Source organism: Nocardiopsis sp. CNT312 (genome assembly GCF_000515115.1).
GTDB lineage: Bacteria > Actinomycetota > Actinomycetes > Streptosporangiales > Streptosporangiaceae > Nocardiopsis.
This window is the reverse complement of the sequence record NZ_KI911536.1, coordinates 334,326-348,995: the sequence shown is the minus strand read 5'-3', so window position 1 is coordinate 348,995 and position 14,670 is coordinate 334,326. Positions and strand designations below refer to the sequence as shown.

At 69.0% G+C, this 14,670-nt stretch carries 13 protein-coding genes; 5 read left to right on the top strand and 8 right to left on the bottom strand.

The genetic code is table 11. The annotated features are described in order from the left end of the window. Positions 1-20 precede the first annotated feature (20 nt). Complete coding sequence (locus B042_RS0118500; RefSeq protein ID WP_028649580.1) at positions 21-2,477, top strand: MMPL family transporter; 2,457 nt, start codon at positions 21-23, stop codon at positions 2,475-2,477. Positions 2,478-2,684: 207 nt separating this feature from the next. Here B042_RS0118500 and B042_RS0118495 read toward each other — a convergent pair whose 3' ends face one another. Next, a complete protein-coding gene (locus tag B042_RS0118495; protein ID WP_028649579.1) occupies positions 2,685-3,470 on the bottom strand; it encodes an SDR family oxidoreductase in 786 nt (261 codons plus the stop codon). 526 nt (positions 3,471-3,996) lie between these two features. Between B042_RS0118495 and B042_RS25910 the strand changes: the two genes are divergently transcribed. Next, complete coding sequence (locus B042_RS25910; protein ID WP_028649578.1) at positions 3,997-4,503, top strand: hypothetical protein; 507 nt, start codon at positions 3,997-3,999, stop codon at positions 4,501-4,503. A 9-nt stretch (positions 4,504-4,512) separates the two neighbouring features. Beyond that, positions 4,513-4,980, top strand: coding sequence for a redox-sensitive transcriptional activator SoxR (gene soxR, locus B042_RS0118485; protein WP_028649577.1), 468 nt, complete (start codon positions 4,513-4,515; stop codon positions 4,978-4,980). A 677-nt stretch (positions 4,981-5,657) separates the two neighbouring features. Here the strand turns inward: soxR and rnhA are convergent. The 3 genes from rnhA to B042_RS0118460 form a co-directional block, all read right to left on the bottom strand. Next, the gene (gene rnhA / locus B042_RS0118475; protein WP_028649576.1) at positions 5,658-6,134 is read right to left on the bottom strand and encodes a ribonuclease HI; all 477 of its coding nucleotides are present in this window, start codon (positions 6,132-6,134) and stop codon (positions 5,658-5,660) included. Between the two features lie 463 nt (positions 6,135-6,597). Continuing rightward, positions 6,598-7,266 carry a peptide deformylase gene (def, locus tag B042_RS0118465; protein WP_028649574.1) on the bottom strand — a complete coding sequence of 223 codons (669 nt, stop codon included), beginning with the start codon at positions 7,264-7,266 and terminating at the stop codon, positions 6,598-6,600. Between the two features lie 108 nt (positions 7,267-7,374). Further along, positions 7,375-7,806, bottom strand: coding sequence for an SMI1/KNR4 family protein (locus B042_RS0118460; RefSeq protein ID WP_028649573.1), 432 nt, complete (start codon positions 7,804-7,806; stop codon positions 7,375-7,377). Positions 7,807-8,026: 220 nt separating this feature from the next. Between B042_RS0118460 and B042_RS0118455 the strand changes: the two genes are divergently transcribed. Together B042_RS0118455 and B042_RS0118450 are read left to right on the top strand one after the other, a co-directional pair. After that, the gene (locus tag B042_RS0118455) at positions 8,027-9,292 is read left to right on the top strand and encodes a sensor histidine kinase (protein ID WP_028649572.1); all 1,266 of its coding nucleotides are present in this window, start codon (positions 8,027-8,029) and stop codon (positions 9,290-9,292) included. After that, entirely contained in the window at positions 9,244-9,891 is a 648-nt protein-coding gene (locus B042_RS0118450; protein WP_028649571.1) for a response regulator transcription factor, read from the top strand. The genes B042_RS0118455 and B042_RS0118450 overlap by 49 nt, the downstream gene beginning before the upstream one ends. A 64-nt stretch (positions 9,892-9,955) precedes the next feature. Here the strand turns inward: B042_RS0118450 and B042_RS0118445 are convergent, their stop codons facing one another. The 4 genes from B042_RS0118445 to B042_RS0118430 form a co-directional block, all read right to left on the bottom strand. Further along, the gene (locus B042_RS0118445) at positions 9,956-11,893 is read right to left on the bottom strand and encodes an AMP-binding protein (RefSeq protein WP_028649570.1); all 1,938 of its coding nucleotides are present in this window, start codon (positions 11,891-11,893) and stop codon (positions 9,956-9,958) included. A 143-nt stretch (positions 11,894-12,036) separates the two neighbouring features. Continuing rightward, entirely contained in the window at positions 12,037-13,209 is a 1,173-nt protein-coding gene (locus B042_RS0118440; RefSeq protein ID WP_028649569.1) for a multidrug effflux MFS transporter, read from the bottom strand. A 241-nt stretch (positions 13,210-13,450) separates the two neighbouring features. Further along, the gene (locus B042_RS0118435) at positions 13,451-13,888 is read right to left on the bottom strand and encodes a DUF3037 domain-containing protein (RefSeq protein WP_028649568.1); all 438 of its coding nucleotides are present in this window, start codon (positions 13,886-13,888) and stop codon (positions 13,451-13,453) included. Continuing rightward, positions 13,885-14,652, bottom strand: coding sequence for a HipA family kinase (locus B042_RS0118430; RefSeq protein ID WP_028649567.1), 768 nt, complete (start codon positions 14,650-14,652; stop codon positions 13,885-13,887). The genes B042_RS0118435 and B042_RS0118430 overlap by 4 nt, the downstream gene beginning before the upstream one ends. Positions 14,653-14,670: the final 18 nt, after the last annotated feature.

The following is a 14,670-nucleotide window of genomic DNA, read 5'->3' as shown; positions in this document are numbered from 1 at the left end:
ACCCACCACCAAGGACCACCATGGCAACACTGCTCTACCGCCTCGGCCGCTGGGCCGCACGGCGGCCCGCCACCGTCATCACCGCGTGGATCGCCCTCCTGGCCCTGGCCGCCACCGGCTACGTCCTGGGCTCCGGCGCACTGGCCAGCACCTTCACCATCCCCGGCACACCCACAGCCCAGGTCACCCAACGCCTCGAAGAACAAATGCCCCGAGCCGCCGGAGGCACCGCCAGCATCGTCTTCCAAACCAGCGACGACACCCCCCTCACCGAACAACAGCGACAGGCCATCAGCGACCGCCTCACCCAGGCCGCCGACCTCGACGGCGTCGAGACCACCATCGACCCCTTCACCACCCAGGCCCAACGCACCGCCGAAGCCGACGAACTCGCCACCGGCCGCACCGAACTCGACCAGGGCCGCCAACAGATCGAACAGGGCCTCCAAGGAATCCAGACCCAACGCACCCAAGCCGAAGCCGCCGGCACCCTGCCCGACCTCGAAGCCGAACTCGACGCCCAACAGGCCGAACTCCAGCAACAACTCGAAGAACTCGACACCCAGGAACAGCAACTCGACCTGGGCCAGTCCCTCATGGACATGGCCGCCCAGATCCAGACCGTCTCCGACGACGACACCACCGCCGTCGCCTCCGTCGTCTTCACCGACCCCATGCTCGACGTCGCCGAGGACACCAAGCAGAGCGTCGTCGACCTCTTCGACGAACAACCCCTCGACGGCATCGACACCGACTACTCCTCCGACCTCAGCGCCCCCCTGGGCGGCCTCATCGGCACCGGAGAGATCATCGGCCTCCTCGTCGCCGCCACCGTCCTCATCATCATGCTCGGCACCCTCGCCGGAGCCGGCCTCCCCCTGGCCACCGCCCTCACCGGCGTCGGCATCGGCGCCCTCGGCACCCTCGCCCTCTCCGGCGCCGTCGAGATGGTCTCCGTCACCCCCGTCCTAGGCATCATGCTCGGCCTGGCCGTAGGCATCGACTACAGCCTCTTCATCGTCCACCGCCACCGCCGCCAACTCCTCCGCGGCACCGACGTCCCCACCTCCATCGCCCTGGCCAACGGCACCTCCGGCAACGCCGTCGTCTTCGCCGGCACCACCGTCTTCATCGCCCTGCTCGCCCTCAACATCACCGGCATCCCCTTCCTCGGCCTCATGGGCACCGTCGGCGCCCTGTGCATCGTCATCGCCGTCCTGGTCGCCACCACCCTCACCCCCGCGCTCCTGGGCCTGCTCGGCACCCGCATCCTCAAGCGCAGCGAACGCACCCGCGCCCAAGCCGCAACCCCCGACGACCACACCGCACCCACCGCCCCCGCCCTGTCCACCCCGGCCGCACTCCTGCGCGTCCTGGTCGCCGCTGCCGCCCTCATCGCCGTGGCCCTCCCCGCCCTGGACCTGCGCCTGGGCATCCCCGACGGCTCCTCAGAAGAACCCGGCACCAGCGCCTACCAGGCCTACACCACCGTCGCCGACAAGTTCGGCCCCGGAACCAACGGCCCGCTCCTGCTCGTCGCCGACCTGCCCCCCACCCAAGACGACACCGAACTCCTCCAACACCAGGCCGACATCGCCGAACAGATCCACGCCCTCGACGACGTCGTGGCCATCGCACCCATCGGCACCTCTGACGACCAGGCGCTGACCGCCTTCCAGATCCTGCCCGCCGAAGGCCCCACCAGCGCCTCCACCGAACAGCTCGTCCACCACCTACGCTCCATGTCACCACTGGACGGCGGCTTCGACATCTCCGTCGCCGGCCAGGCCAGCGGCAAGATCGACATCTCCGACAAGCTCGCCGACGCCCTGCCCGCCTACCTCGCCGTGGTCATCGGCCTGTCCCTGATCATCATGGTCCTGGTGTTCCGGTCGGTGTTCGTCCCCCTCATCGCCACCACCGGCTTCATCCTGTCCTTCTTCGCCGCCCTGGGCGGCGTCGTGGCCATCTACCAGTGGGGCTGGCTCTCCGAGGTCTTCGGAGTCCACACCCCCGGCCCGATCCTGAACTTCCTGCCCACCATCCTCGTGGGCGTCCTCTTCGGCCTGGCCATGGACTACATGCTCTTCATCGGCTCAGGCATGCGCGAGGCCTACGCCCACGGCACCCCGGCACGCGCCGCCGTCGGCCAGGGCCTCAAGGCCGGACGCTCCGTCGTCACCGCCGCCGCCATCATCATGGTCTCCGTCTTCGGCGGGTTCATCTTCTCCCACACCGCCATGATCCGCCCCATCGGCTTCGCCCTGGCCTTCGGCGTCCTCATCGACGCCTTCGTCGTCCGCATGTACCTCATCCCCGCACTGATGCACCTGGCAGGCGACCAGGCATGGTGGCTGCCCCGCTGGCTGGACCGCCTCCTGCCCGACGTCGACGTCGAGGGCGCCTCACTCCACCACCAGCACCCCGACCAGACCACCCGCGACGAAGACGAGAACGACCCCGTCTCCGTCCACTGACCCACCACACCACCCGGGCCCGCCACCCCCTCCGGGGCGGCGGGCCCGGCCACTCCCACAACACCACCCACCCCTTGCGGACGCAGACGGCCATCACGCCCGCACCAGTCGCACCGGCAGCACCACCCCGGCGACCACCTCACCCGCCACACACCGCGGGCCCGCCCACACACGTGGACGGACCCGAAGCCAACGGACAACGCGGACTCAACTCGCCTGACGGGTCGGCATGATCGTCACCTGCTGCAGGTTCACCCGCGGCGGCAGCGCGGCCAAGAACCCCACCGTCCGCGCCACATCCGGCGGCGTCAGCCACTCCATCGTCTCCTTAGAGGCCTCCAGCCACTGGAGCACACCCTCATCGGTGACATGGCTCTGCAGCTCGGTGCCCACCATCCCCGGCTCCACCGCCGACACTCGAACACCCTTGCCTCCCAGCTCAGCGCGCAGGTGCCGTGACATGTGCGTGATGTAGGCCTTGCTGCTCGCGTAGACAGCGAAGTTCGGATAGATGTTCTGCGCCGCGATCGACGACGTGTTCACCAGATCGGCGACCCCGCGCTCCTGCGCGGCCCTCACCAACTGCCCCGTGAACGCGGTGATCACGTTCATCATCCCCGTGACGTTCACATCGATCTGGCGCTGGCACTGCTCCATGTCCAACTGCTCGAAAGGCCCTGCCACCGAGATACCGGCGTTGTTGAACACCAAGTCGGCCCCACCGCACTCGCCATCCACACGATCAGCCACCTCCTGCACCGCCGCGCCATCGGTCACATCGACAGCGGCCACCACAGCGGAACCGCCGTCCTTACCGATCCGGTCGGCCAACTCCTCCAACCGCTCCACACGCCGCGCCATCAGCACCACGCGTGCACCCAACTCCGCCAGGTGCTCGGCCACAGCCTCCCCCAAACCGCTGGAGGCACCAGTGACCACCGCCACACGACCGGCCAAAGAAGCGGGAAGAGCCGATGAGGTTCCCTCGGACATACGACACACCCTTCAGGGGAAACGAGGAAGAAAGCCGTTCACCACCGTGAACAACACGAAAAGCCAAGCACCCCCACAAGACACACCACAAGATCCGCGCACCGCTCTTCACACAGTGTTCACAGCACCCTCCTTCCACTGAAGACCACCCCAACACCAGCCGCCCCACAGACCACTCCGCTCCACCTACTGCGATGGTCCTTGCCACGCCCCACATCCGGGGAACCGCCAGCACCGTCACCCGCGTGTGCATCACCCCCTCCCAGGGCAAGCGCTGCCCCGGCCAGCCCGGCATCGTCCAACGCCTCTCACACGACCGCGCCCCACCCCGTCCGCGTCTCCTGCCGCCCCGCCTCCCCGCCCAGGCCGCAGGCCGACGGCCCCACCCACCTGGCCGCCAACCTCGACCAGAGCCCCCTACCGCCCCACCACCGATACCGTGAAAGAGACCCTGCCCGACACAACCACCACACCGCCCAGGCCATCCCAACCACTACCGACGGACCCACCGGAAGAACGGACACCCGTGAGGCTCTCCCACCGTGGCAAGCTCCACCACAGCCCCGCCACAGAACGGCCCCAGCCCCGGCCGCTCGTGCACTTCCACGACGTGTCCCTCACCCACGACCGGCGCACCGTCCTGTCCCGCCTGGACCTGACCGTCCACACCGGCGAACACATCGCCCTCATCGGCCTGCCCACCACCGCCACCACCCACCTCGCCCACCTCCTCACCAACCACATCCACCCCACCCGCGGCCACCTCACCACCCACGCCCCCATCCACCACAACCCACCCACCCCGCCCACCCCGCCCTGCCTCCTCCTACACACCGACCCCCCACCCACCACACCCAACCCCCTCCCACCCCACACCGGCCTCCTCCAACTCACCCTCCACCCCGCACCCACCGCCGACCGCATCCTGCTCCTACGCGAGGGACACGTCACCGAAACCGGCACCCACCGCCAACTCCTCACCCGCGGCGGCGCCTACGCCCGCCTCTACGCCCTGCACCGCCCCCACACCTAAAATGGACCGGTGCCACCCACCGCCAAGGAACTCACCGTCGGACAGGTCGCCAGGCGCGCCGGAGTCACCGTCTCGGCCCTGCACTTCTACGAGCGCCAAGGCCTCATCCACAGCCGCCGCACCACCGGCAACCAGCGCCGCTACCGCCGCGACACCCTGCGCCGCGTCTCCTTCATCCGCGTCTCCCAGCGCGTGGGCCTGCCCCTGGCCCGCATCCGCCAGGCCCTGGACACCCTCCCCGACCACCGCACACCCACCCCCCAGGACTGGCAACGCCTGTCCCAGCAATGGCGCGACGAACTCGACACCCGCATCGAACAACTCGTCCGCCTCCGCGACGACCTCACCGACTGCATCGGCTGCGGCTGCCTGTCCCTGAACTCCTGCGCCCTGGCCAACCCCAACGACGCCCTGGCCACCGACGGCACCGGCGCCCGCCGTCTCATGGCCGAGGCCCCCGAGGGCGAACAGGCCTGACCGCCCCACCGATCACACCCCCGCCACCGGCCGGGTCCTGACGGTGCATGGCCGCCGACAGCGGCACCACCCTCGTGCTGCCCCAGACCGGTCTGGAGCAGCACGATCCGCGAGAGGCCGTATCGACCCTGGCGTGATACTCAGTACCGACATCGGCGGCCGGGGGCCGACCGCCCTCCCACGCACCTCATCGCCCGCGAACTCGGATTCAAACAGTTCAGCCCGGTCGGCCACGAACGCACCGCGCCCGACCACCCCGAAGCGGTGGACTGCCTCGCCAACCCGGACGTACTACCGACCATGGACACCTTGGGCCGCCCTGCGGGACGTCGACACCAAGGTCGCCTGGCACCTGTATCTGACGGCCCGGCCGATGGGCCTACCCGAGATGACCGCCGCCGTGGACCACGAGGAGTTCTTCGACTCCCTCCTCTCACGATGCCCGTCGGTGTCATCTCCCAGGACTGGAGCTCCCGACTCGGCCTCGACGCGTCCGCACGGCCAAGGAGAACCCCGACGAGACCGCCGCGTTCACCACCGGACTCATCGAGCGGGCATCAGCCACCCGGTACTGAACCGCCGCCGCACCCACGAGGGGCCCGCCCCGCGGACGGTCCCCTCCACCCGCCGAACACACCCCGGAACAGGAACGGCGCGATGCGCCCGAAACACCCCGCCTACCGCCCCGACGCCTCGTCCCGGCCCCGCCGCGCCAACCCGTCGGCCCGCTCGTTGCCCGCGTCACCGCTGTGGCCGCGCACCCACCGCCACTCCACCTCGTGCCGCGAGGCCGCCTCCTCCAGACGCTGCCACAGGTCCACGTTCTTCACCGGTTTCTTGTCCGCCGTGCGCCACCCGCGCCGCTTCCAGTTCGCCATCCACGACGTGATCCCGTTGCGCACATACGACGAATCGGTATGCACCAGCACCGGCACCGGCCGACTCAGGCTCTCCAGCGCCCGGATCGCCGCCATCAGCTCCATCCGGTTGTTGGTCGTACGCTCCTCACCGCCGTACAGCTCCTTCTCGTGCTCGCCATAGCGCAGCCACACACCCCACCCTCCCGGGCCGGGGTTGCCACTGCACGCCCCGTCGGTGTACACGATCACCCGCTGCGCCGCGTCCGCCGCGGCTCCGCCGTCCCCGTTGTCCATGCCGGGCAATCTACCGCCCGCCGCGGCAGGAGCTGACCCCACCCGCACCACCACCGGGCCACACATCAGACCACATCACCACAATGGCCCTCTTAGAACTACGAAATCGGACCCATAGCGCACGGCAAAAGCACCAAAAACAAATACCTTGCACCCGCCCCGAAGCTCCGAGGCGATACCCCCGCCCACAACGCCCCCCAGGTCCTCCTGCGGCCCCAGAGGCACCGCCCTCCTGTTCCCGCGCATCCCCGAACCCAAGACCACCGAGCCGAACGCCTCACCACCCTCAGAGCACACCCGGGCCAAGACCACCACCGCACCGACGGCACCGGCCAGCCCCTCACACACGACCCCGAGAGCAACGAACACTGCGCCACCCTCCCCCGCGGCCAGATCTGACCCCACACACCACGAAGGGGGCGTGCCCGACATCCCGGGCACGCCCCCCCACCGCATACGGCCCTCAGCCCGGCAGCTCCTCCTCCAACTCCTTCGCCCGCACCCGCCGCCGCTCGAACACACCCTCCGACATCTCGTTCATCTTCTTCAGCACCCGCTTGCGCTCACGCGCCGACAACCGGTCCACATACAACTTGCCCAGCGTGTGGTCCGTCTCATGCTGAAGACACCGCGCGAAGTACCCGCTACCCGACACCACCACCGGCCCGCCGTCACGGTCCACACCCCGCACCGTGGCATGCTCGGCCCGCCCCAACTCCGCATGCGGCCCCGGCACCGACAGGCACCCCTCGTTCTCCACCACCACCGCGTCGTCGGGGTCGCGCGCCTCCAGCACCGGATTGACCACATGCCCCACATGCCGCACACCGTCATCATCAGGGCAGTCATAGACGAACAACCGCCACCCCACCCCGACCTGGCTCCCCGCCAACCCCACACCCTCGGCGGCATACATCGTCCGGAACATGTCGTCGATCAGCCGAGCCAGCTCCGCCCCGCCCAGCATCTCATCGGGCACGTCCACACCCCGCCGGTGCAGTACCTCCTCGCCCCGCGCCGTGATCGCCCGCACCCGGCCACGCGCCGCCTCAGGCGCCAGCACCGGGTAGTCCGCCACCTCCCGGCCCTGGACGACGGCGGCTACCTGCGCGGGCGTGGACTGCTCCGACATGGTCCTACTCTCACTACGATCTCGGGGAGACGCCAGGGGCCACAACACCACCCAGCACCCGAAAAATAGCACGAAACAGCTGGTCAAACCCCTACCAAGATCGCACCCTCACCGAAACCACGCATTCCCCTGGATGAAGCACCGAGCCAGGTAGTCACGCAACGACACCACCACCAGCCGCCGCCGATCCGTCTCATGGTCCCACACCACGATCCCCGGACCATAGTCCGTGTGCACGTACGCGAACTGCGGCCCCATATCCGAATCCCCGAAGAAGATCATCTCGTCGAAGGGCGCGTACAGCTCCAGATAGTCCGGCTCCACACGCATCGCCAGATTGTCCTCCACCAGACGCCGCACACTCCACACCACCGCATCCCCGTACTCGTTGGTGACCCCGTCCGTCTCACGCAACAACGACGCCAACTCGAACGGCAAAGGCAGCATCAACCGCTTCTCCGCCTCGGCAAGAGCCACCTCATCAGCCGGATCACTCAGATCGGCCTCCGGATACATCTGCAGGATCAGTTCTCGCCACACACACCGATCATCACAGGTCCCGACCGAACACGGGAAATCGCCACCCGCACACCACCCCGAAAACCGTCCCAGCCACACCAAGAAACCACCACAACCCACCAAACAACCAGCAAAACCTCCACCACCCCACCCCCACCCACACGCCACAATGGACACCACACCCACCCGCACCCACCCAGGAGAGGGCACCCACCTTCGGGGACCCACACCGAAGCCCGCCATGAACACCACACACCGCACCCACCACCGCCCCGGCCCACTCACCACCCCCGCCTACCTCTTCCTCCTCCTCTCCCAGAACACCGCAGCCCTCATCCTCACCCCCCTCGTCCTCCTCTCCGCCCTCCTCACCCTCATCTGGATCGGACTCCCCTTCGTCATCCTCACCGCCACCCTCCTGCGCGCCCTCGCCGACTCCCAACGCCGCACCCTCGGCCACCTCCACCCCCAAGGCCCCATCCCCTCCGCCTACCGCCCCCTACCCGCAGGCAGCATCATCCGCCGCGCCAACGCCCTCATCACCGACACCACCACCTGGAGAGACATCCTCTGGCAGATCTCCGCCCTCCCCAACCTCCTCCTCATCGCCCTCCCCTGCACCCTCCTCATCCACGGCACCTACCAGACCCTCCTCACCTTCACCACCGTCCCCCTCTACGGCTTCTACACCCCCACCACCACCACAGAGCACCTCCTATCCCTCACCACCGGCCTCCTCCTCACCACCCTCGGCCTCTACACCACCCCCAAAGCCCTCAACACCTACCTCGCCTTCAACCGCCTCCTCCTCATCCCCAGCGAAAAAGCCCGCCTCACCGCACGCGTCGCCCACCTCGCCACCAGCCGCGCCAACACCATCGACACCCAGGCCTCCGAAATCCGCCGCATCGAACGCGACCTCCACGACGGCGCCCAAGCCCGCCTCGTCGCCCTCGGCATGACCCTCGGCATGGCCGAACAGATCATCACCCACGACCCCGATACCGCCCGCACCATGCTCACCGAAGCACGCGAAACCACCCGCCACGCCCTTACCGAACTCCGCGACCTCGTCCGCGGCATCCACCCACCCGTCCTCGTCGAACGCGGCCTCCAAGGCGCCGTCCACGCCCTAGCCCTCACCCACCCCCTCACCGTCCACACCACCGCCGACCTCAAAGGCCGCCCCGCCGACCCCGTCGAGTCCGCCGCCTACTTCGCCATCGCCGAACTCCTCACCAACACCGCCAAACACAGCCACGCCACCCACGCCTGGATCCGCATCAACCACGGACAAGGCCGCCTCGTCATCACCGTCACAGACAACGGCACCGGAAACGCCGCCCCCGCCCCCGGCAGCGGCCTGACCGGCATCACACGCCGCCTTGACGCCTTCGATGGCACGATGAACCTCACCAGCCCCCCGGGCGGCCCCACCATCGTGACCCTGGAGATCCCGTGCGCGTTGTCATCGCCGAAGACCTGGCCCTCCTCCGAGACGGACTGATCCGCCTCCTCCAAGCCCACGGCTGCACCGTCGTCGCCGCCGTCGACAACGGCCCCGAACTCCACACCGCCCTCACCCAGCACCGCCCCGACGTCGCCGTCGTCGACGTCCGCCTCCCACCCACCTTCACCGACGAAGGCCTCCAGGCCGCCCTCGCCGCCCGCGCCCACATCCCCGGACTGCCCATCCTCGTGCTCTCCCAACACGTCGAACAGCTCTACGCCCGCGAACTCCTCTCCGACGCCACCGGAGGCGTCGGCTACCTCCTCAAAGACCGCGTCTTCGACATCGGCCAGTTCATCGAAGCCGTCCGCCGCGTCGCCGCCGGCGGCACCGCCATGGACCCCGCCGTCATCTCCCAGCTCCTCGCCCGCCAGGACCAGAGCGGCCCCCTCGCCCAACTCACCCCCCGCGAACGCGAAGTCCTCGCCGAAATGGCCGAGGGCCGCTCCAACTCCGCCATCGCCGCCCGCCTCTACATCACTGACAAAGCCGTCAGCAAGCACATCAACAACATCTTCACCAAACTCGACCTGCCCCCCTCCTCCGACGACAGCCGCCGCGTCCTCGCCGTCCTCGCCTACCTCAACGGGCAGTGAACACAACGAAGCCGCGGCCTGATGGCCGCGGCTCCCCCACGAACGGCACCGACACCAACACGCCCTAACCCCGGTCGCGCACCACCCGGTACAACCCGTCGATCTCCTCCGAGAACGCCCGCAACACCGCATCACGCCGCAACTCACCCGACGGTGCCACCAAACCCGACTGCACCGTGAACTCCTCCGCCAACACATGGAAGGACCGCACAGCCAACCGCCGCGGCACACTCCGGTTGGCCTCATACACCAACCCCTGCACCTCACGCAGCAGATCACGATCACCCGCGATCTCCTCAGGCGCCATCGACAACGGACGCCCGTTCACCAGACGCCAGTACTCCAACTGATCACGCACCAACGTGATCAACGCACTCGCGAACGGCCGCCCCTCCGAGATCACCAACACCTGGCTCACCAACGGATGCGCACGCAACCGACCCTCGAACTCGGCCAGCAGCGCCGCGTCATCGACCGGCTCCGCCGTACCCTCCGCCACCACAGGCACCGCACCCTCCTCCAGCGCAGGCGCCACCCGCGTCACCGGCTCCGTGACCGGCTCCACAGCACGCTCCGGTACCGCGAACCGCCCCGGAACCTCGACCACCGCCGCCTGGGGCCGAAGCCGTCCCCGCACACGCACGAACCCGTCCTCGTCCATGTCCGCCAGCACCCCCGTGGCCAACCATCCCTCACGGAACGCACCGCGCGTCGCCTCACCGTCCCCCCAGTACTCCGAGAAAAGGCCGCCCCCGCGCACATGGACCTCGCCCTCACGCGACACCCACACCTCACGCCCCTCCAACGCACGCCCCACCGACCCAGCCAACCGGTCCCCCACCGCATTGGCCACGAACACACCAGCCGTCTCAGGCGTACCGAACACCTGCGCCACCGGCATCCCTATACCGCTGAAGAACCGGTCCAACCGCTCGGACAGCCCCCCGCCCCAACACACCACCAGATGCACCCGGCCACCGAACACCTCACGCACCCGACCCAGCGACCAGTCGTACATCGACCGCGACAACCGCCGCCACGGACTCTTCTTCGGCGCCCGATCGAACTGCACCGCCGCATCCGCCGCCGCGTTGAACGTCCCCAGCGAATCCCACCCCATCAACCGGGCACGGTCCCGCTCACCCTCATACACGCCCTCCAACAGACCCGCCGACCCCACCAGCACCGTCGGAGCGAACGAGGACACCAGAGCCGACAGCGACCCCGGAGCCACCAGCCCCAACCGCACCCGGCCCATCACACACGCCAACAACGAAGCCAACCCCGAGATCTCCGACAGCGGAAGATCCACCAACGCACTCGCCTGCCCCGGCTTCAACTCCGACAACCGCGGCCACATCCGGTCCACCACGTCCGCCGCCGCGTCCCGCAGAGCACCGTGCGAGAGCACCACACCCCGCATCCGCCGCGACACCGTACTCATCGGATACAGCACCACCGCGGTGTCCTCAGCAGCGATCGCATCCCGCCGGAACCGCACCGCCGAGGTGTCCATGTACGCACCCAGCCGCACGATCTCTCCGGCACCGCCCTCCAGGCGCCACACACGCCCTAGATCCGACACCTCACGCTGCAACCCCGACACCACATGCCACACCCGCTCGCCCTCGACCACCGCCGCCGCAGGACGCGTCTGACGCACCACATGGGCCACCCGCTCCACCGAAGCCGAGTCCGACACCGGGACCAGCACCGCACGCACCGACCACACGGCGAACGCCACACGAGCCCAGTCGTGATGGACCCCCGCCACCAGCAGCACCCGATCCCCCTCGGACACCCCCGACGCGACCAGCCCCTTGGCCAGAGCCGTCACCTCCGTGGCGAACTCCCCCACAGTCCGCCGCCGCCAGCCCCCGCCCTCACCGGGCACAGTGAACGCCTCGACGTCCGGGGCCTCCCGAGCCAACTCGTACACCAACTCGCCCAGCCCGGACAGTTCTCGCCCACGCACACCCGGACTGACACTCGACCCGGCCATAGACCATCATCCTCTGACACGTCGGCAACGGGATCACATATCAGCAGGCCCGTCACGAAAGGGGAACATGAGCACCTACTGTGCCCGGACACACCACCCCACGGCAACCCTGACCAGGTACACGACCCCCAGCACACGACCGGTCATCGGACCTTCGAACGCACGGACCACACGAACGCCGCCAACGACAGCACCGCCGACGCCGCCATCACCACGGCCATACTCAGCACCGAGGCCTCACCCGACGGGGTCATCCCGGCCAACGCGGCCACACCGCCCCCCATCGCGAACTGCAACGCGCCCATCAGCGCCGAACCCGTGCCCGCCACCGCCACCGGCTGATCATCCAGCGCCAACACCGTCGCGTTGGGCATGATGAACCCGACGCTGAACATCATCAGCGCGAGCAGCGCCGACACCACCGCCAGCGTCGCCGCACCGCACAACTCGAACACCAACAGCGACACCACCGCCACCAGCGCGATCACCAACCCCAGAGCCAACCGGCGCGGCGCCTCCACCCGCCCCACCAGCACCCCGTTGATCTGCGTCCCCGCCATCAGCCCCAGCGAATTCACCGCGAACAACCACGCGTACACCTGGGGCGAGGCACCGAACCCCTCCTGCGCCACGAACGAGAACGACGACACATAGGTGAACAGCATCCCGAAACTCAACCCGACCGTGAGCACCGGAGCCACATACCGCGGATCACGCAACAGCCGCCCCACCGTCACGGCGAGTTCCCGGGGCCCCCGCGCACGCCGCTCCTCCATCGGCAGGCTCTCCGGAAGCCACACCAAAGCCAAGACGAAACTGAGCACCGACACCGCCGCCAGCACCCAGAAGCTCACCTGCCACGGCCCCACCAGCAACAACTGTGCCCCGGCCAAGGGGGCCAGCAGCGGCGCCAGCAGCATCACCAGAGCCAGCCGGGAGAAGAACCGCACCGCCTCATCACCGGAGAACAGGTCGCGCACCACCGCGCGGGCGATCACCGCGCCGGCCGCACCCGCCGCGCCCTGAAAGAACCGCACCACCGCGAACACCGTCGCGTCGGGTACGAAAACGCACAATACGGACGCCACCGTGAACAGCGCCACGCCCACCAGCAGCGGCCTGCGCCGACCCACCGCATCGCTCATCGGGCCGATCACCAACTGTCCGACCGCCAACCCGAGCATCATCGCCGTCAGTGTGAGGTGGATCTGCCCCTCGGTCGCCGCCAGGTCATCGGCAATCTGAGGAAACGCCGGCAGGTACATGTCGGTCGCCAACGGGCCCAGGCCCGTCAGCACACCCAACACCAGGACCAAGAGGGCAACCGAACGGCGCGGCCGGGCGGGCCGGTCCGCACCACTCGCCCCGGGAACCGACTCGACTGACAGGGACTCCGATGACTGCACGAGCGCTCCAAAACACGAGGGGGAGGGGGCCAGGGGACACCACCGGGGCACGACGAACACCCCAGGCCATCCCCTATCAACACTGTTGAACGCCAAAAGCGTCCCGGCAACCCCCGGCATCCGTTGTGACTTGCGCTACCCGGGCCCCGCCTCAGCGCACCAGCCGCTCCAGCAGCCGCTCCGCCTCGGCCGCCGGATCCTTCGTCAGCCCCCCGTGCACCGGCCCCGTCTGCACAATCGTGCTCCTGGGCGCGGTCAGCCAACGGAACCGCTGCCCGGGGCGCTCACCACCGGCCGCCCCCGCCGCCGGGCCGCCCGCACACGTAGCCTCGACCGCGGCCAAGGCTCTCCGCACCCCCACCACGTCGGCGTCCGGGGCCAGCGCCAGCAGCTTCCGTTCATCCAGCGCCGTACAGGCCACCAGGAACGCCCGCTCCTGGCAGTAGACGATCACCCCCGCGTTCACGCACTCGCCGCGCTCCAGGCAGGGCACCACCCTCACCAGCGCGTACTCGAACACACACCGGTCGCGCTCCTCGCCCACCCGTCCGGTCGTCACCGCGTCGCTGTAGCGGCCGCCCCCGCTCACCGCCCCGCCTCCGGCAGCCAGGAGCGCTCCGAAAGCCGAGCCAGCAGGTGCCGCACGTAGGCGTCACGCACCTCGCCGGGAGAGCCGAACCCCGGCTCGTCGGCCAGCCACTCGTCCGGTACCAGGTCCACCGTCGCCCGCAGGAGTTCCTCCCCCACGGCGGGGGCCAGTGCCGCGTCCGCGGCGGCCAGGTCGGGAGAGAAACCCGACAGGACGTGGTCGGAGGCGTCGTAGGGGCGGGAGACGAACCGCTCCGCGTTCGCCCAACTGTGGTGGAAGACGAGTGTCGCCCCGTGGTCGATGAGGTAGGGGCGCCCGTGCCACAGCAACATGTTCGGGTTGCGCCAGGAGCGGTCGACGTTGCCGGTCAGAGCGTCCAGCCACAGCACCCGGCCGGCGAACCCGGGATCGGTGTCGAAAGCCAGGGGATCGAACCCCAGCGACCCGGGCAGGAAGTCCATCCCGAGGTTGAGTCCGCCACTGGCCTTGAGCAGTTCCTGAACCTCGGGGTCGGGCTCGCCCCGCCCGATCACCGGATCCAGTTCCACCAGTGCCAACTCGGGGACCGGCAACCCCAGGGCCCGCCCGAGTTCACCGGTGACGACCTCGGCCACGAGCGTCTTGCGCCCCTGCCCGGCCCCCACGAACTTGACCACGTACATCCCCGAGTCGTCGGCCTCGACCAGACCGGGAAGCGAGCCCCCTTCGCGCAGCGGCAGGACGTACCGCGTCGCGACCACTTTCCTCAACACGACGACCAGCATAAGCAGACGCCGGGCGTG

Coding starts and splice junctions, on each gene's coding strand:
- B042_RS0118500 (WP_028649580.1), top strand. CDS start 21: ATGGCAACACTGCTCTACCGCCTCGGCCGCTGGGCCGCACGGCGGCCC.
- B042_RS0118495 (WP_028649579.1), bottom strand. CDS start 3,470: ATGTCCGAGGGAACCTCATCGGCTCTTCCCGCTTCTTTGGCCGGTCGT.
- rnhA (WP_028649576.1), bottom strand. CDS start 6,134: ATGGACAACGGGGACGGCGGAGCCGCGGCGGACGCGGCGCAGCGGGTG.
- def (WP_028649574.1), bottom strand. CDS start 7,266: ATGTCGGAGCAGTCCACGCCCGCGCAGGTAGCCGCCGTCGTCCAGGGC.
- B042_RS0118455 (WP_028649572.1), top strand. CDS start 8,027: ATGAACACCACACACCGCACCCACCACCGCCCCGGCCCACTCACCACC.
- B042_RS0118445 (WP_028649570.1), bottom strand. CDS start 11,893: ATGGCCGGGTCGAGTGTCAGTCCGGGTGTGCGTGGGCGAGAACTGTCC.
- B042_RS0118430 (WP_028649567.1), bottom strand. CDS start 14,652: ATGCTGGTCGTCGTGTTGAGGAAAGTGGTCGCGACGCGGTACGTCCTG.